This window comes from Streptococcus oralis (genome assembly GCF_004127215.1).
Taxonomy (GTDB): Bacteria; Bacillota; Bacilli; order Lactobacillales; family Streptococcaceae; genus Streptococcus; species Streptococcus oralis_BD.
Genome location: NZ_QEWJ01000010.1, coordinates 62,519 through 79,923, shown reverse-complemented (window position 1 = coordinate 79,923; position 17,405 = coordinate 62,519). Strand labels below are relative to the sequence as shown.

At 38.9% G+C, this 17,405-nt stretch carries 19 protein-coding genes, 2 tRNA genes and 2 pseudogenes; 18 read left to right on the top strand and 5 right to left on the bottom strand.

The genetic code is table 11. The features are described from left to right. Nucleotides 1–130, top strand: a pseudogene (locus DF216_RS08280) (AI-2E family transporter); the annotation flags it as partial. Nucleotides 131–270: 140 nt separating this feature from the next. Here the strand turns inward: DF216_RS08280 and DF216_RS08275 are convergent. The 4 genes from DF216_RS08275 to DF216_RS08260 all read right to left on the bottom strand — a co-directional run bounded on the left by DF216_RS08275 (nucleotide 271) and on the right by DF216_RS08260 (nucleotide 2,882). Beyond that, nucleotides 271–343, bottom strand: a tRNA-Lys gene (locus tag DF216_RS08275). A 62-nt stretch (nucleotides 344–405) separates the two neighbouring features. Then, entirely contained in the window at nucleotides 406–921 is a 516-nt protein-coding gene (locus DF216_RS08270) for a DUF308 domain-containing protein (protein ID WP_000672740.1), read from the bottom strand. Nucleotides 922–1,273: 352 nt separating this feature from the next. Beyond that, nucleotides 1,274–1,346: transfer RNA gene (locus DF216_RS08265), tRNA-Lys, on the bottom strand. A 264-nt stretch (nucleotides 1,347–1,610) separates the two neighbouring features. Then, a complete protein-coding gene (locus DF216_RS08260; RefSeq protein WP_033630115.1) occupies nucleotides 1,611–2,882 on the bottom strand; it encodes a replication-associated recombination protein A in 1,272 nt (423 codons plus the stop codon). Between the two features lie 115 nt (nucleotides 2,883–2,997). Between DF216_RS08260 and DF216_RS08255 the strand changes: the two genes are divergently transcribed. From DF216_RS08255 to DF216_RS08210, 10 genes and pseudogenes are all read left to right on the top strand, one after another. Next, nucleotides 2,998–3,468: a DUF3013 family protein gene (locus DF216_RS08255; RefSeq protein WP_129326531.1), complete on the top strand. Its 471-nt coding sequence runs from the start codon at nucleotides 2,998–3,000 to the stop codon at nucleotides 3,466–3,468. A gap of 18 nt (nucleotides 3,469–3,486) precedes the next feature. Next, a complete protein-coding gene (locus DF216_RS08250) occupies nucleotides 3,487–4,554 on the top strand; it encodes a M50 family metallopeptidase (RefSeq protein WP_164979029.1) in 1,068 nt (355 codons plus the stop codon). A 1-nt stretch (nucleotide 4,555) separates the two neighbouring features. Continuing rightward, nucleotides 4,556–4,984, top strand: coding sequence for an NUDIX hydrolase (locus DF216_RS08245; RefSeq protein WP_129326529.1), 429 nt, complete (start codon nucleotides 4,556–4,558; stop codon nucleotides 4,982–4,984). Further along, nucleotides 4,981–5,349, top strand: a complete 369-nt coding sequence (locus tag DF216_RS08240; protein WP_129326528.1) for a hypothetical protein — start codon at nucleotides 4,981–4,983, stop codon at nucleotides 5,347–5,349. Before DF216_RS08245 ends, DF216_RS08240 begins: the two co-directional genes overlap by 4 nt. Before the next feature lie 58 nt (nucleotides 5,350–5,407). Next, the gene (locus tag DF216_RS08235; RefSeq protein WP_129326527.1) at nucleotides 5,408–5,881 is read left to right on the top strand and encodes a GNAT family N-acetyltransferase; all 474 of its coding nucleotides are present in this window, start codon (nucleotides 5,408–5,410) and stop codon (nucleotides 5,879–5,881) included. A 137-nt stretch (nucleotides 5,882–6,018) separates the two neighbouring features. Beyond that, complete coding sequence (gene prmA / locus DF216_RS08230) at nucleotides 6,019–6,969, top strand: 50S ribosomal protein L11 methyltransferase (RefSeq protein WP_129326526.1); 951 nt, start codon at nucleotides 6,019–6,021, stop codon at nucleotides 6,967–6,969. A 1-nt stretch (nucleotide 6,970) separates the two neighbouring features. After that, nucleotides 6,971–7,714, top strand: coding sequence for a 16S rRNA (uracil(1498)-N(3))-methyltransferase (locus tag DF216_RS08225; protein ID WP_129326525.1), 744 nt, complete (start codon nucleotides 6,971–6,973; stop codon nucleotides 7,712–7,714). A gap of 10 nt (nucleotides 7,715–7,724) precedes the next feature. Further along, nucleotides 7,725–9,521, top strand: a complete 1,797-nt coding sequence (gene pepF, locus DF216_RS08220; RefSeq protein ID WP_129326524.1) for an oligoendopeptidase F — start codon at nucleotides 7,725–7,727, stop codon at nucleotides 9,519–9,521. A gap of 73 nt (nucleotides 9,522–9,594) precedes the next feature. After that, nucleotides 9,595–10,380, top strand: coding sequence for a DUF2785 domain-containing protein (locus tag DF216_RS08215; RefSeq protein ID WP_129326523.1), 786 nt, complete (start codon nucleotides 9,595–9,597; stop codon nucleotides 10,378–10,380). 116 nt (nucleotides 10,381–10,496) lie between these two features. Then, nucleotides 10,497–10,613 (top strand): annotated as a pseudogene (locus DF216_RS08210) (aquaporin); the annotation flags it as partial. A 256-nt stretch (nucleotides 10,614–10,869) separates the two neighbouring features. Here the strand turns inward: DF216_RS08210 and DF216_RS08205 are convergent. Beyond that, on the bottom strand, nucleotides 10,870–11,850 hold the full coding sequence (locus DF216_RS08205) for a hypothetical protein (protein ID WP_125457876.1): 981 nt from the start codon (nucleotides 11,848–11,850) through the stop codon (nucleotides 10,870–10,872). A gap of 324 nt (nucleotides 11,851–12,174) precedes the next feature. On the opposite strand from DF216_RS08205, the gene DF216_RS08200 reads away from it, so the two are divergent. From DF216_RS08200 to DF216_RS08170, 7 genes are all read left to right on the top strand, one after another. Then, nucleotides 12,175–12,837 (top strand): hypothetical protein, encoded by a 663-nt coding sequence (locus tag DF216_RS08200; RefSeq protein WP_125457381.1) that lies wholly within the window; start codon nucleotides 12,175–12,177, stop codon nucleotides 12,835–12,837. A 171-nt stretch (nucleotides 12,838–13,008) separates the two neighbouring features. Next, on the top strand, nucleotides 13,009–13,686 hold the full coding sequence (locus tag DF216_RS08195; protein ID WP_129326522.1) for a hypothetical protein: 678 nt from the start codon (nucleotides 13,009–13,011) through the stop codon (nucleotides 13,684–13,686). A 218-nt stretch (nucleotides 13,687–13,904) separates the two neighbouring features. Next, complete coding sequence (locus tag DF216_RS08190) at nucleotides 13,905–14,573, top strand: hypothetical protein (RefSeq protein ID WP_240659325.1); 669 nt, start codon at nucleotides 13,905–13,907, stop codon at nucleotides 14,571–14,573. Nucleotides 14,574–14,707: 134 nt separating this feature from the next. Then, complete coding sequence (locus tag DF216_RS08185) at nucleotides 14,708–15,379, top strand: hypothetical protein (RefSeq protein WP_129326521.1); 672 nt, start codon at nucleotides 14,708–14,710, stop codon at nucleotides 15,377–15,379. After that, on the top strand, nucleotides 15,369–16,631 hold the full coding sequence (locus tag DF216_RS08180; protein ID WP_125457377.1) for a DUF2974 domain-containing protein: 1,263 nt from the start codon (nucleotides 15,369–15,371) through the stop codon (nucleotides 16,629–16,631). The genes DF216_RS08185 and DF216_RS08180 overlap by 11 nt, the downstream gene beginning before the upstream one ends. Next, on the top strand, nucleotides 16,619–17,035 hold the full coding sequence (locus tag DF216_RS08175) for a hypothetical protein (RefSeq protein ID WP_125457376.1): 417 nt from the start codon (nucleotides 16,619–16,621) through the stop codon (nucleotides 17,033–17,035). Before DF216_RS08180 ends, DF216_RS08175 begins: the two co-directional genes overlap by 13 nt. Continuing rightward, on the top strand, nucleotides 17,029–17,343 hold the full coding sequence (locus DF216_RS08170) for a hypothetical protein (RefSeq protein ID WP_125457375.1): 315 nt from the start codon (nucleotides 17,029–17,031) through the stop codon (nucleotides 17,341–17,343). The genes DF216_RS08175 and DF216_RS08170 overlap by 7 nt, the downstream gene beginning before the upstream one ends. The last annotated feature ends 62 nt before the right edge of the window (nucleotides 17,344–17,405 follow it).

Below are 17,405 nucleotides of genomic sequence, written 5' to 3'. Positions count from 1 at the left end.
GCTTGCGGCTGCTAGTATTGGAGGCAATCTCTTTGGCTTACTTGGGATGATATTCTTTACACCGATATTTGCTGTTATCTATCGATTGGTTAAGGAATTTGTCGTTGCAAAGGAAAATCAGCTAGATTAAGAAAAACTAAATTTAATAAGATATACTGAGAAGAGAGTGAGAGATTCTCTTCTCTTTTATTTTTAAATACTTTTCTACAAAAAGCTATTAGACGTTAAAAAAAGCCTTGGTTTCAAGGCTTATTTCTGTTGATTTAGATGTGCCCCCTGCAGGGCTCGAACCTGCGCCCCATAGCTTAAGAGTCTACTGCTCTACCAACTGAGCTAAGGAAGCAACAGAAAAAGCTGAGAATGTAACTTCCCAGCTTTTTTAATATGCCCAAAATGGCAGCTAGATTATTTACGAAAGGCATCAAGGATATAGGTGAAACCAACAATTAAAAATGCAAAGGCAACGACATAAACGACAAAGACACTTGTAGCTACTGGATTGAACAAAATCACTAGACCTAGTAAAAATGCAAGCAACGCTATCCACATGATATGGTTGCCAATAATAGGGAAAATCAATCCCAAACGATTGCCTTTAAAGAAAACTATAATGGCTTCTACAATTAACCAAATTCCTAAAATAGTTGGAATGACAACTGGCAGCGTCACAAAGCCATAGGCAACGAGGTAAAGAGCTAAGAGAAGATTAACAATCCCTTGGAAAAGATGAGCTGGTGAGCGAAGCTCTTTTGGTACAGAGAAATAGCCTAAAATAGCTGCTATAGAAGAAACCAGTAAACCAAATGCAATCCACCAGCTGTAAGCAACAAGATTAGCTACTGGGTTTGTAAATAGGAAAAGTCCTAAAAGGACAAAAACAACTCCTGCAAGGAATAGCAGTAAACGATTAGAAAATTTCATTTCAATACCCCCTATATAGTATAGTATAGTTTGATAATAAAAATATTATACACCTTTTTAGAGGAAATGTCAATAAACAAAATGGAAAATTTGGAAGTTTCAGTCTGATTTATGAAAAGAAAATCAGTTTTTATTATTTTGAAAATAAAAAGAGAAGATAAAATTTGTCTTCTCTACATGAAAATATTGTATGGCATCAAAGCAAAAGTAACTGGCTTTACACTATTTGTAAAGATGTAATTTGATTCAAAAAGAAAAGATAGATTTAAAATGTGGGACAAATGATGAGGCAAATCAGTTATAGATAAGCAAAAAAGCCTTGGAACTCAAGGCTTTTTCCTGTTGATTTAGATGCCCCCTACAGGGATCGAACCTGTGACCCACGGATTAAGAGTCCGCTGCTCTGCCAGCTGAGCTAAGGAGGCAAAGAAAAAAGCTGTATTGGTGCCGAAACTTCACGGTTTGTATTGAACCCGCGCAATTAAGCAGGTGGGCAACTCGCTCTAACTGAAGCTGTTTCCGTGTGAGACGGCCTACATGCTGTTAGAAGACTTTTGTTTCCCTAATAATACAAAAAATAGTCGGTCAACACTTAAGTGTGAAGTCGTACACCACAGCGTTTCTATGTTTATATGATACCACTTTTTCAAAAAAAATCAAGAGGAAAGTGCAATTTTTTGAAAAGGATTTCAGATTTTTCGCAAACGGTCGATAGCTTCCTTTCTTTGAGCCAAGGCCCGTTCGTACTTGCCAGTATCTTCTGGAGAGAAGTAGTGATGATCTCGAATTTTTTCTGGCAAGTAATCTTGTTTGACCCAGTGTCCAGGATAGTTGTGCGGATAGAGATAGTTTTGCGCATTCCCTAGTTCCTTGCTTCCACTGTAGTGGCCATCGCGCAGGTGTCGAGGGATAGGCAAATGCCCTGATGTTTTGAGATCAGCAAGGGCCTTGTCCATGGCCACATAGGCTGAGTTGGATTTTGGAGAGAGGGCCAAATCAATCACGACATTGGCAATGAGAATGCGAGCTTCTGGAAAGCCAATCTTTTGAGCAGCATCTAGAGCAGTTACGGTATGAATCTGAGCTTCAGGATTGGCCAAACCGATATCTTCATAAGCAATAACAGTCAAGCGACGAGCGAGACTAGGCAGATCCCCAGCCTCAATCAAGCGGGCCGCGTAGTGGAGACTGGCATCAACATCCGAGCCACGGATGGACTTTTGCAGTGCTGAAAGGACATCGTAGTGACCGTCCCCATCCTTATCCATGGTAATGTAACTCCTCTGCAGGCTGTTTTCCATGATATCAAGAGTGATATGACGGATGCCCTTGTCATTTTCGGGAGTAGAAAGAACAGCCAAGTCAAGTGAGTTGAAGGCAGAGCGAAGATCTCCGTTTGTAGAAGTTGCGATGAAATCCAGCGCATCCTCATCTAGCTCAACTGGAAAATCAAAACCACGCTCAGGGTCAGTTAGAGCTATCTGAAGAGCCTCTTTGACGTCTTGGTTAGACAGAGGTTCCAACTCAAAAATTTGAACACGGCTACGGATGGCAGGAGTGACAGAAAAGAAGGGATTTTCAGTCGTAGCACCAATCATGATGACCAGACCACTTTCTAAGAGTGGTAGAAGAAAGTCTTGCTTAGTCTTGTCAAGACGATGAATCTCGTCTAGTAGCAGTACAAGGCCACCTGAGAATTTAGCCTCTTCAGCGATTTCTTGGAGACGTTTTTTACTATCAACAGTGGCATTGAAGGCCCGAAAGGCATACTTGGTCGTTCCAGCGATGGCAGAGGCGATACTGGTTTTGCCGATTCCTGGAGGTCCGTAGAGAATCATGGAGGACAGGCGGTTGGCCTCCACCATACGACGGATAATTTTTCCAGGTCCTACCAGATGCTCTTGACCGATGACCTGGTCGATGGTTTTAGGGCGCATGCGAAGCGCGAGATTGTCAGGCATAGCAGTCCTTTCTAACGTGGATTTTCTGATGTATATATGGTAAGATGGTAGTATCTATTTTAGCATATTTCCGAGTATTCGGGGCGATTAAAGAATCGCATAGAAAGAGGACAAAATGGCAACATACGGATTTTTAGATGTTTTAGAGGAAGAATTGGAGAAGAACTTTCCCTTTGACTTTGAGATTAGTTGGGACAAACGCAATCATGCGGTTGAAGTGAGTTTTTTGTTGGAAGCGCAAAATGCTACAGGTGTGGAGATGGTGGATGAAGACGGAGAGGTGTCATCGGACGATATCCTATTTGAGGAAGCGGTGCTCTTTTACAATCCTGCTAAGTCAACAGTTAATGAGGAAGACTATTTGACAGTTATCCCTTATCTGCCGAAGAAAGGTTTTTCTCGCGAGTTTTTAGCTTATTTTGCACTATTCCTCAAAGATACTGCCGAGATTGGGCTAGATGCGCTCATGGATTTTTTGGAAGACCCAGAAGCAGAGGAATTCGTCATGGAATGGAACCAAGAAGTCTTTGAAGAAGGAAAAGTTGGCTTGGAAGAGGGAGAGTTTTATCCTTATCCGAGATACTAGGAGTTGGTTGGAGATGTTATGAAGAAAATTGGGACGTATTTGGTTTATGTGTTAGCTTTTGTCTTTATTATGCTGGCTTTTGCTTGTGGGACCATCGCATTTGCAGAGTTGGGGTATTCCGCAGTTTTAGTATTCACTTTTGGTTATTCCTTCGCTCTTTTAAGCATGTATTTAATCTTTATTCTTCATGAGTTGGGTCATGCTTTTTGTGGCTACTTGACAGGCTATCGGCTGGTGGCTTTTGGATTAGGACATTTTCTTTTGACCAAAAAGTCAGGCAGGTTTCATCTTAGTCGAACAGCCGTTATAAAAAATGTTGGTGCTCAGTATATTGGTTTAAAAGAGAATGAAAGTGATCAAAGAATCATCTTGATGCTTTCAGGAGGCTTGATAGTTCACCTTTGCTTGATATTATTAGCAACACTTTTTGGTTTTTTGACAAGAAGCTGGTATTTTGCTGGTACTTGGATTTTTTTGAATTTGTCTTTCTTCCTAAACAATGCTTTGCCAGTCGGCATCACCGATGGAGCGAAAATTTGGGAATTGCTACAACACCCTGAAAATACGAAATACGCCTACCTGGTGTTGAGGCATTCTGCCCAAACTTTGCTGGCTCCTCAAGAATATGATTTGAAAGACTTTATTATGCCTGTTGCTGAGGATGCGAGAGGGAGTTTTGCAGAAAGTATTGAAACTCTTAAGGGAGTGGTTTTCATATTAGATGGTCATTTAGAGGCAGCTAAAAAGCTATTTCAATCTTTACTAGAGAGAACAGAACACTCGCTATCTGAAACTTTTTGCCAGCTATACCTTCTTCAAATCGCCTTGCTAGAAGGAGATAATGAGAAAGCAGAGAAATATGCAAGTATTCGAAGTGTTAAATCCTTTTTATCTCTAAAAATGGCAGATGTGCAGATGATTCAAGCCTGGTATCAATTTAAGGTAAAGAAAGATGTAGCTCAAGCTCGCAAGGCTATGAAGATTGCTAGACAGAAAATGAATAGTAGCCGAATGCTACGGGACGAGAAACGCTATTATGAAAACTGGTTAATAGAGTTGGAGAAAGAATTAGACAAGGAAGTCTGATATGGAAGTAGAAATTTCTGATTTTACAGGTTGCAAAATTGCCCTCTTTTGTGATGATAGGATTTTAACCATCTTGCGTGATGACAAATCAAACATTCCATACCCTAATACTTGGGAATTGCCAGGTGGTGGCCGTGAAGGGGACGAAAGTCCTTTCGAGTGCGCGGCGCGTGAAGTTTATGAAGAACTAGGCATTCATCTGACTGAAGATTGTCTGCTTTGGAGTAAGGTTTACCCAAGTATGCTTTTTGAGGGGAAGGAATCGGTCTTTCTAGTTGGCAAGTTAAGGCAGGAACAGTTTTATAGTATCGTCTTTGGCGATGAAGGACAGGGCTACAAATTGATGAATATTGACGAATTTCTTGGCTCAGATAAGGTTGTACCCCAGTTGCAGGATAGAGTGAGGGAATATTTGGAGGAAATAAAATGATTTTTGCAATTGCAACAACGACGTTAAATAAGGAAGTTAAACGCAAACTAAAAACTGGACAATATTCTAGGGAAGAAGCTAGATTCATTTATATAGAATATCTAAAGTTAAAAAAACAAAGGGAAAGTGGCATTAAAGTAGCAGGAATTTCTATGGCTGTTATCTGGGGGTTACTGTATGTTCTGTCTTTACAAGGTGAGAATACTCAACCACTTTCATTTTCAGTATATTTTTTATTTTTGATACTGCTTGCAGGAATTGTTCTATTTGTTTATTATCTTACGTTTGGTATTTTTAAACAGCAGATTCATAGCGCAATGAAAGAACACTACACAGATGTGATTGAAGAATTTAAGGGTCAGTAAAACAGCGTGTGGAAGAGCATAGGAAGCGAGTTGAGAGAGTGAATTTGGAGGTATTAGTATGATTCAGATTATCCGAGCAGGAGCAGAGGATTTAGAAACCGTAATTGCAATTCAAAGAGCTAGCTTTAAGGCTGTCTATGAAAAATACCAAGATGAGTATGATCCTTATCTCGAGGATCGTGAACGAATCAAGTGGAAACTGGTAGAACGTCCTAATAGCTATTACTACTTTGTGAAAGAAGATGAAAAAAAGATTGGTTTTTTACGAGTTCAGACCAATGAAGAGTTGACGGAGGCTTGGTTGGGAACGGCAGCGATTTTGCCCCAGTATCAAGGAAAAGGTTATGGTTCTGAGGGACTGAGATTGCTGGAAAAGGAATTTCCGACGATTAAACAGTGGGATTTGTGTACGGTATTACAGGATGCGGGGATGGTTGCCTTTTATGAGAAAAATGGCTACCGTCAAACTCATATCGAGCCTGAAAAAGAAGGTATGGATATGGTTTACATGAAAAAATTGATTGACAAATAGAAAGGATGGTTCGGTTACATTTCTAAACTGAACCCGCCCTAAACACTGTGCCAAAAAGATAAACTTCTCTTAGACACAAGCGTCTTCAGAGAGTTTCCTATTTTGGCTTTGTGTTTTACGGGCTTGGTATCTTAATTATGGAAACATGGCAAGAGTTAAAAGTTACAGTCAAGCGTGAGGGAGAGGAATTAGTTTCCAATCTCTTGATTGAGCTGGGAGCGCAGGGTGTTGCGATCGAAGACAGCATGGACTATGTGGGAAATGTCGACCGTTTCGGTGAGATTTTCCCAGAGGTTGAGCAGCAGGAAGAAATCATAGTGACAGCCTACTACCCTGATACGGTTGATGTGGCAGTTGTTGAGGAGGACTTGCAGGCACGTCTGGCAGAATTGACAGATTTTATGGACTTGGGAGAAGTCAAGATGGGGACGACTGCCTTGGCTGAGGAAGACTGGGCGGACAACTGGAAGAAGTACTTTGAGCCGGCTCGGATTACCCATGACTTGACCATCGTGCCGTCATGGACGGATTACGAGGCGACTGCTGGAGAGAAGATTATCAAGCTAGATCCAGGCATGGCCTTTGGGACTGGAACGCATCCAACAACTAAGATGAGTCTTTTTGCCTTGGAGCAGGTCCTTCGCGGTGGGGAAACGGTGATTGATGTAGGAACTGGCTCAGGTGTCCTTTCCATTGCTAGTTCACTTTTGGGTGCCAAGGAAATTTTCGCCTATGATCTTGATGATGTGGCGGTTCGAGTCGCTCAGGAAAATATTGAACTCAACCCTGGCATGGAAAATATTCATGTAGCGGCTGGAGATTTGCTTAAGGGTGTTGAAATTGAGGCAGATGTGATTGTGGCTAATATCTTGGCTGATATATTAATTCATCTGACAGAGGATGCCTATCGTTTGGTTAAGGACGAAGGCTACCTCATCATGAGTGGCATTATCAAGGACAAGTGGGAGATGGTGCGCGAGTCGGCCGAGTCAGCTGGATTTTTCCTTGAAACCCACATGATGCAAGGGGAATGGAATGCCTGTGTTTTCAAGAAGACCAAGGATATTTCAGGTGTGATTGGAGGCTAGCATGCAGCAGTATTTTGTCAAAGGCAGTCCTACATCACCTGTCACCATTGAGGACAAGGAAAGCAGCAAGCACATGTTTCAGGTCATGCGCTTGAAAGAAGGTGATGAGGTTGTCTTGGTCTTTGAGGATGGTATCAAGCATTTGGCGCGCGTGCTAGATGTGGAAAACCGTCAGTTTGAGTTGGTCCAAGAATTAGCTGACAATGTAGAACTGCCAGTCCAAGTGACCATTGCCTCTGGCTTTCCCAAGGGAGACAAGCTGGAGTTCATCACTCAAAAAGTAACCGAACTGGGTGCTAGCCAAATCTGGGCCTTTCCTGCCGATTGGTCAGTCGCCAAGTGGGACGGCAAGAAATTGGGTAAAAAAGTTGAAAAGCTAGAAAAAATTGCCCTTGGAGCAGCCGAACAAAGCAAGCGTAATATCGTTCCAAGTATTCAGCTTTTCGAGAAAAAAGCAGATTTTCTAGCTCAGTTTGACCAGTTTGACTCAATTGTGGTGGCTTATGAAGAATCAGCAAAAGAGGGAGAAGCTGCTGCGCTCTTACAAGCAGTCACTGGTCTTGAAAAAGGAGCCAAATTGCTCTTTATCTTTGGTCCAGAAGGTGGTCTCTCACCAGCAGAAATTGAAACTTTTGAAGCTAAAGGAGCCGTCTTGGCAGGCCTAGGACCTCGCATCTTGCGAGCAGAAACAGCACCACTTTACGCCTTATCAGCCCTTAGTGTTTTAGTAGAATTAGAAAAATAAGAGGAAGAAAATGGAACAAAAACACCGTTCAGAATTTCCAGAAAAGGAACTTTGGGATTTAACCGCCCTATACCAAGACCGTGAGGATTTCTTGCGTGCAATCGAGAAAACGCGCGAAGATATCAACCAATTTAGCCGTGATTACAAGGGTAATCTTCACACTTTTGAGGATTTTGAAAAGGCCTTTGCGGAATTGGAACAAATCTATATCCAGATGAGTCATATCGGCAATTATTCCTTTATGCCTCAGACGACAGACTATAGCAATGAAGAATTTGCCAACATTGCCCAAGCTGGGATGGAATTTGAAACAGATGCCAGCGTAGCCTTGACCTTCTTTGACGATGCTTTGGTTGCTGCAGATGAGGAGGTCTTGGACAGTTTGGGTGAATTGCCACATTTAACGGCAGCCATTCGTCAGGCCAAAATCAAAAAAGCCCACTATCTAGGGGCGGATGTGGAGAAGGCTTTGACAAATCTGGGTGAAGTTTTCTACAGTCCACAGGACATTTATACTAAGATGCGAGCTGGGGACTTTGAAATGGCTGACTTTGAAGCCCATGGCAAGACCTACAAAAACAGCTTTGTGACCTATGAAAATTTCTACCAAAATCATGAGGATGCAGAGGTGCGTGAGAAATCTTTCCGTTCTTTCTCAGAGGGACTCCGTAAGCACCAAAATACAGCTGCGGCAGCCTATCTTGCTCAGGTAAAGTCTGAAAAACTATTGGCAGATATGAAGGGTTACGACTCCGTCTTTGATTATCTTCTGGCTGAGCAAGAAGTGGACCGTGCTATGTTTGACCGCCAGATTGACCTCATCATGAAGGACTTTGCACCAGTTGCTCAGAGATACCTCAAGCATGTTGCCAAGGTCAATGGTCTTGAAAAGATGACCTTTGCAGACTGGAAATTGGACTTGGACAGCGCCCTTAATCCTGAAGTGACTATTGATGACGCCTATGATTTGGTCATGAAGTCAGTAGAACCTTTAGGACAAGAATATTGTCAGGAAGTTGCGCGCTATCAAGAAGAACGATGGGTGGACTTTGCTGCTAACAGTGGCAAGGATTCTGGTGGTTATGCGGCGGATCCATATCGCGTGCACCCTTATGTCCTTATGAGCTGGACAGGCCGTTTGAGCGATGTCTATACCTTGATTCATGAGATTGGGCATTCTGGTCAATTCATCTTTTCTGATAACCACCAGAGCTATTTCAACGCCCACATGTCGACCTACTATGTCGAAGCACCATCAACCTTCAATGAATTGCTCCTCAGTGATTACTTGGAACACCAGTCTGATGACCCACGTCAAAAACGCTTCGCTCTTGCCCACCGCTTGACAGACACCTACTTCCATAATTTCATCACTCACCTCTTGGAAGCAGCCTTCCAGCGTAAGGTTTATACATTGATTGAAGAAGGGGAGACCTTTGGAGCAAACAAGCTCAACAGCATTATGAAGGAAGTCTTGACGGATTTCTGGGGAGATGCCATTGAGATTGATGATGATGCAGCTCTAACTTGGATGCGCCAAGCTCACTATTACATGGGCTTGTATAGCTACACCTACTCTGCTGGCCTTGTCATCTCAACAGCTGGTTACCTTCATCTGAAAAACTCTGAGAATGGAGCTAGAGACTGGCTCAATCTCCTTAAGTCAGGTGGTAGCAAGACACCGCTTGAATCAGCCATGATTATCGGAGCCGATATTTCAACAGATAAACCACTCCGTGATACCATCCAATTCTTGTCAGACACAGTTGACCAGATTATCGCCTACAGTGCCCAGTTGGGGGAGTAAAGGGGATTTAGGATAAGGATATGAACAGAGAAAGGTTTTTTGAACAGTTGCTAGAAATGTAGAGGTGCTAGAGATGCGTCAAGAATTACAAAGAAAAGTGATAGAAGAAAAACCAAGCTATAGTCGAGAAGAAATTCAGTGGCTGCTTGAGCACTTGGGAGATCCCTCTCCAGAAATTCGAGATGAACTTGTTTTTACGAGTTTGGCTAGGGGGATTCAAGAAGAGTTGTTTTCCCTTGAGCAGTTTCAGTTTATCTCAGAAGAGGTCCCCTCTGATGAAGGTCTATACAAAGAAATTGATAGTAGAGGAGTTTCGGCTCTTAAACGTTCTTTTAGGGCGCTTATTTATGCCAATCTTTTGTCTGCAGATGGTAACGAACACTCTCTTTTCTATAAAGGTTTAAAAACTGATATAAGAAACGCTATGCTATCTCAAGGTTTGTATTACCTTAAAAAAGAAAAGGATACGACAGGTTTTTCAAGTCAGTATGGTTGGGTTCACGCTTTTGCGCATGGAGCGGATCTCTTGACTGAAGTCGTTTGTCATCCAGATTTTCCTAGTAACAGAGTTTCTGAAGTATTTGATGTACTGGGTCAACTATTTAAAAGAATTACCATTCGTTTTACAAATGATGAGGATTGGCGGTTAGCGAGAGTACTTTATGAACCCATTTTGCAAGGGAAATTAGGGCAAGAACAAGTAGCTTCTTGGATAAAAACGGTTGATTTTCCAATAGAAGAGAGGGAAGATTTTTATAAATTTTCCAATTTCAGATCTAGTCTGTTGGAAGTGTATGTTCAACTTGACCAGAGAAATAGTTTACAAGTTGACTTGAAACAAGCGATCCAGTCTTTTTAATACTAGAAATTAGCGAATAGTTCTATGATTTTCAAGAAAATTTTCCAATCAATTTTCTTGAAACCCTTTGTTTCTTTTGACAGACTAATACATAGTTTGAAAAAAGGAGACTTATCATGAAAAAATTTGTTGCTGAATTAATCGGTACATTCATGCTTGTGTTCATCGAAACTGTTTCAGGTGCTCACTTGAACCCAGCTGTTTCGATTGCTATGTTTGTGAACAAACGTTTGTAATCTTCAGAGCTTGTAAACTACATCCTTGCTCCAATCGTTGGTGGTGTACTTGCAGCTCTTGTTGCGAAAAACTGCCTTGGAACAAAAGAATAAGAAACGAAAAAAGAGTCCTGTCCTCAGTTTGAGGAACAGGACTTTTTCTATGGAAACAAAAAAGCACTCCCATTTTGAACTGCACCCCAAAAGTTAGACAGAAAAAATCTAACTTTTGGGGTGCAATACATTTTAGGTGATTTTTTTATGCTTTAAAGATTTATTCAAATTTTCCTTTATTGGCCTCGTTTGAAGCCTTCATGCTAATTTGTAAAAGGTTGGCGAGATTTTCATTATCAAGGCTAGCTTCACCATTATTATCCACTTTTATGGCGAGGTAATGAGTGTTGCGATCAAGATAATCCATTCCCTCTAAATCGACATAGTTATTCGCTTTAAAATCAAGCGCCGCTAATTGATAAACAAATCGAATATTTAGAGCTTTAGCATAGTCTGTTTCAAGAACCTTTTGTTGTTCTTCCACCAGTCCTTGAAAGAATGCGAGATTGTCGGTGTGATAGGATGCTTTGACTTCATATTGGTAAGTATCTACAGATGGAGACATAAATTTCAAATAAACCATGTCGCCTTCTACCTTATAGTCTTCAAGAGTATAGGCACCTGCTTTTCCTAATGCATTGGTGTTGACCTTGAAAAACATTGGTGCATAAATTTTGAGAGGATATTTTTCTCCCTTATACTCAAAGATGGTATCATTTGAAAAATTCGGACGGATTTTAGTTAACTCAGGGACTAAATATTCGTTCCAAATCTTATCAAATAACTCTTCTTGATTGCTAGCACCCGATGCTTTCACAACTAGGTCAAGATTTTCTTGATTAACAAAGACGGCATCCACTAATTTGAGGGCTGTTTGAACCTTAGGATCAGAAATTTCTTTTTTCTTTTTTTCAAGATTCTCAGCCGCCTCTTTAGTGCGATCTAAAGTTTTATTAAATTGACTGCCACTGTTTGTTTCAACAAAGGTTCTCTCATAGTTCGTAGGTTCAACTTTGGCATTCCAATCAAATGAAGCAGCAGGACCAGTTACATCTTTCTTATGGTAGGTTGCTGTCTCTGTATTTGTTGTACTTTCTGTATTGCTTGTAGCAGTGGTTGATGGTTTGGATGAACAGGCGACGAGGCCAAACGCTAAAATCGTAGCAGTGGTTAGAAAATAAACTCTAAACTTTTTTCTCATGCTAGTCTCCTTTTCCATTGTTTTTATTTCCCAATCCATTATACCATGAATATAGGATTTCTATATCTCAAATTGAAAGTGATATAACTTTTAACATGAAAGAAAGGGAAGTCAAACAGAATTACTTTGGTTTCTCGGAATCCAAGTGTCATATCAGCAAATAGTGTGCTTATATTTCTGGGAAATATAATTTTATCTTTCGGTATAAACTAAGAATAGATTTTCTTCTGTTTACTAGATTCAGTTTTAAAAGTTACTTTTTGATATACTATAAATGAATTAAAGTTAACTGTTTTATGGAATATTATTGAAAAGGAGAGAGTTATGAAAAAATGTAGATTTCTCACAATGGTACTTTTAGGAGGATTGATAATGATGGGTCTAGCAGGATGTGGAGAAAATAAGAACAGTCGAGAATGGATTGAGAACAAAGTCTCTGAGGTTAGTCGAGTTTATCCAACTGAGAATCTCTTTGATTTGTTTAAGCAATTTCCGGAGGGGTTCAAAGTAAATCAAGTGTATATAAAACGTGGAACCTATATTATAGAAATAACTTTACAAGGAGATAGTAGTAACCAAACAATTTCTGGAGTACTAACTAAGACACGTGCTTCTGATGATATTACTGAAAAGCCAGAAGAAACAATAAAAGTAGATTATATCGATAGGAAATTAACCTTTTCTGATGAGGAGAAGGCGAAAGAAATATGGCCTTTTGATGGATTTTTATTTCAAAAGTTAACAATTAATCACTCTTTTCTATCTTCATTGTCTATGAAATCTAAAAATTATAATGGTAATAATGGGGCGTTTGATATTGATTATTCGATTCAAAATCAAACTATCAATCAGTATTTTAAAAAAGATGAAAACGAACAGGCAACATTAGGTTTTGGAAGCTCATATCGAAACGACGATTATTACTATTATTCAGTAACTGTCAACTACGATAGTGTTTATACATTTAGAGAAACGGTATCAAATTAAAAGGAAATAAAATGGTAGATGAAAAATTTGTGAATAGTGAAATTCCAACTCTAGATGCAGCAAATCTGACTTACGAATTTTAGTAAGATGCAAGGAAATGTTACTTTTTGATATACTATAAATGAATTAAAGTTAACTGTTATATGGAATATTATTAAAAAGGAGAAGGTTATGAAAAAATGTAGATTTCTCACAATGGTACTTTTAGGAGGATTTTTAATGATGGGATTGGCAGGATGCGGAGAAAATAAGAACAGTCGAGAATGGATTGAGAACAAAGTCGCTGAGGTCAGTCGAGTTTATCCAACTGAAAATCTCTTTGATTTGTTTAAGCAATTTCCAGAAGGATTTGAGATTGAGCAGGTCTATTTTAAAAAGAAAAGTGATGGACCCGATAATTATATTACAGAAATTAAGCTGAAAGGTGACGCAACATCGAATACAATAACGGGTACTCTTGCTAAAATTCCAGCGAAGGATGATGCGCCAAAGAGCGATGAAGTGGTAGTAAGTGTTCAATATGTAGACAACAAATTTAATTTTTCTGATGAAGAAACCGCTAAAAAAATATGGAAGTTTGATGGTTTCTTGTTTCAAAAACTTGGTATAGATAAAGAATTTTTAAGCAAATTATCATTAAAAAACAAACATTTTAACGGAAACAATGGTTCTTTTGATATAGATTATATTATTAAAAACACAACGATTAACCAATATTTTAATAAACAGCAACAAGCTGAAACAGTGCTAGGATTTGGTAGTTCTTTGAGATTAGATGACTTTTATTACTATTCTATTACTGTTGATTTTAATGATGGCTATTATTTTAAGGAGAGAGTATCGAATTAGGAGAGAAGTATGAGTAAGAAGGATACAGTGAACAGTGGTATTGCCACTCTGGATGCAGCGAACCTGACTTATGAATTTGAGTAAGGTGCAAGGAAATGTTGCTTTTATGGTATACTATAAGGGAACTACGGTTAGACACTTTGTTGAATATCATAAATAAGGAGAAGGTTATGAAAAAATGTAGATTTCTCACAATGGTACTTTTAGGAGGACTGATAATGATAGTATTAACAGGGTGCGGAGAAAGTAAGAACAGTCGAGAATGGATTGAGAATAAAGTCTCTGAGGTTAGTCGAGTTTATCCGACTGAGAATCTGTTTGACTTGTTTAAGCAATTTCCGGAAGGATTTGAGATTAGAAGTATTGATACTTACGATGAGACGAAGGACTATTCTCGTTATCAGAAGATTGAACTCGTAGGAAACGCAGAAACAAAAGAAATAACTGGCAATTTTAAAAGAATAGAAGCTCAAGGTAATCCTTATGAAGAAAAAGTGCTTTTAGAAAGCCGTATTGTGTACACTGAAAAAGGATTGGCATTTTCGAATCCAGAAGTTTCTAAAGCTAATTTGTTTTATGATGGGTTTTTATTTCAAAAGTTAGAACTAAATAAAGCAGCTCTATCTCGATTTGAGCTCAAAAAAATGTACTATAATTGGGAGACTGGTGATGCTTCTATTACTTATAAAAATGTAAATAGTAAAATTATTCAGGACTACTTCCATATACAATCAAATGAGTCATTAGACCTTTATATTAGTGCAGATCATTCTGCAACTATTGGCTATGAATACGGTTATCCTGTGGTTTTTGACGGAGAAAATATTTCTCATTCAGAACTTATAGCAGGAAAAATTACGAGTATGGAGAAGATAGATGCCAAATAGTAATGTGCCAACCTTGGATGCCTCTAATCTAACTTATGAATTTGAGTAAGGTGCAAGGAAATGTTGCTTTTATGGTATACTATAAGGGAACTACGGTTAGCTATTTTGTTGAATATAATAATAAGGAGAAGGTTATGAAAAAATGTAGATTTCTCACAATGGTACTTTTAGGAGGATTGATAATGATAGGATTGGCAGGATGTGCAGAAAATAGGAACAGCCGAGAATGGATTGAGAACAAAGTCTCTGAGGTCAGTCGAGTTTATCCGACTGAGAATCTGTTTGACTTGTTTAAGCAATTTCCGGAAGGGTTTGAGGTCTATCAAGTATATATGAATGATAAAGTTAGCATAAAAATATATTTAACTGGAAATAGTCAGTTCAAGACGATAACTGGTAAATTAATTCGAAAAGATTTGAAGTTAGAAAAAAAGACAGACATTATTGATGTCAATTACATAGAACAGAGATTTGTTTTTTCAGATGAGGAAAGAGCAAAAGAAATTTGGGATTTTAAAGGTTTTCTGTTTCAAGAATTAACGATTAATAAAAGTATTTTATCTGAGCTTAAATTAGAAAGTAAGAGTTATAACAGTGTAACTAATGGTTTTGACATATCTTATAGTGTGAATAATCCAATAATAAACAAATTTTTTAAAAAGGATGGTTTAAAAAATGGCATATTAGAATTTGGAAGCTCTTTGCAGAGTAATGATTATTATTACTATTCTGTAGTTGTTGATTACAAAGACGGTTATTATTTTAGAGAAACAGTGTCTAATGGAGAATTGAATAATGGTGAGTAGTGGAATTCCAACTTTAGATGCAGCGAATATGACGTATGAATTCGAGAATGTTAGAGTAAATATATCTAATATAAGAGACAATGAGCAACTACTTGAAGAAGTAAATAAACGAAAAGTTCTCCCTCCTAACCTCCAATATCTAGATGATTTTCATGATGATTCCACTGGCACAAGTGGTACAGCCTTCCTAGATAAGGACAGTGGAGAAGTGATTATTGCCTATACAGGAACAAATCCTAATGCGGATATAGCCAAGGATGTCGCTACAGATGTCGGTAGTATAGCCATGGCGCTCGGTTTTCATTATGATGAAGCTTTCACATTTTATGAAAGGATTCGACAGAGATATGGGGATAATATTACTTTAACTGGACATTCTTTAGGAGGGAACATCGCTCAGAGGGTGGCCTTAGAGTATAATGCTCCCCGTACTGTGGTATATAACTCAGCCCCTCTCTATTTAGAAGGTCTTATCGAATCTAAAGATAAAATCATAGATTATCTCACTCCGTGGGATTCGGCAAGGGAGAAGATAATCAATAAACAAAAGACATTCACAGGTCAAGTAGTACGAATCCGGACTCAAGATGACTTTCTTAACAATATCTCAAAGCCTTTTTTAGGTGTATACTTGGGAGAAGATTACCTGCTTAAAAATTCTGGTGGGCACAGTATTGATCCAGATATTACGGGTGATAAAAATCAAATTAACCAAATCAAGGATATTTTGGAAAATCAGAGTCCAGAGAAGATGACTGGACTTGAAAAGAAGAACTATGAAACTCTTAAGAAATTACAGGGAGTCAAAAACGGACTTCTGAAGCAATTGAATACTCAATTTTTATCAGATGGTAGTATAAATAGCCATGAGATGTTTTTCTTGGACAGCGTTCAAGCAACAGCTGTTGCGACAGCAATGACAGAGAGTGTCGGCAACGGACACAGTGAGATTGAGGCAGTGGCGAAAAAAGCAGTTGCGGATGCTGAAACACTCTACGATAAAAGTAAGGAAGTTCCTTGGTTCGTCACAGAATTAACTTATGATGAGATAGAGGATGTCTATGCAGAAGCTGGGGTAACTTATGATAGTATTGTGGGGGAGACTCAGAGACATTTTGATAAAAAAGTAAGTAAATCAGCTGAGATTGTAAAAGCCTTTACGGATTTGGAAACGAATATTCAGAAGGGTGTTGAACAAGCAGTTGAAGGAGATGAAAGCCTGGCAAGGGATATTAATCAATGGACAAACTAGAAGAAATTCAAATTAAAATAAAAAAGCAAGAAAATGGTCTTTTGTCCTTGGAGGATGACTATAGAACTGCTAAGAAGAAAATAGAAGAATCTTATGAAAATTTGGATGATAATCGCTCTCACTTGACCAGACTATATGAGGAGTTTGAAAACATTGCTTATGATTTTGGTAGACAGAATTCTGGAGATGAGAGAGAGCGCCACCAATTTCTGATACTCTTAGAATCTTATGCAGTTGAGACAAGGAGTGAGTATCTTCGTCAATATGCTAAAATAGAGGCAAAAGATGAAGAATTGCAGACTCAGTACCGAAAAGAGCGCTCTCGCTTAGAAAAAGAGTTAGAAGAGAGTTATAGTCGAAGAAGAGATCTATATGAGTTAGAAAGGGAGCAGAAAAAATGCTAGTAGATTTAGTCATAGATGCTTTGATTGGCCCCATGTCAGAATCAGCAAGACGAGAAATCAAAAAAACATTGGAAAGAGCGGCTATCAAAGCCTTTTGTGCTCCTCCAATAATATCAGGTAGAAAAGATATTGTAGATAAGTACGATGAGGAGATAGGGATTCTTGCTATGACAAATAAGACAGCTATAACGACTTTAGCAGCTCAAATGGATAGCTCAATTAATGGTTTAGGACAAAAAGCAATTAGCGAAGCTGTTAGTAAAAATAGTAACTCTTTTGAAGAGTTAAATCCGAAAAAGAAAAAATAGCTGTTCTATCCCTTTCCTTACATTTTCCAAGCACTTTTCTTGAAACCCTTTCCTTCTTTTGA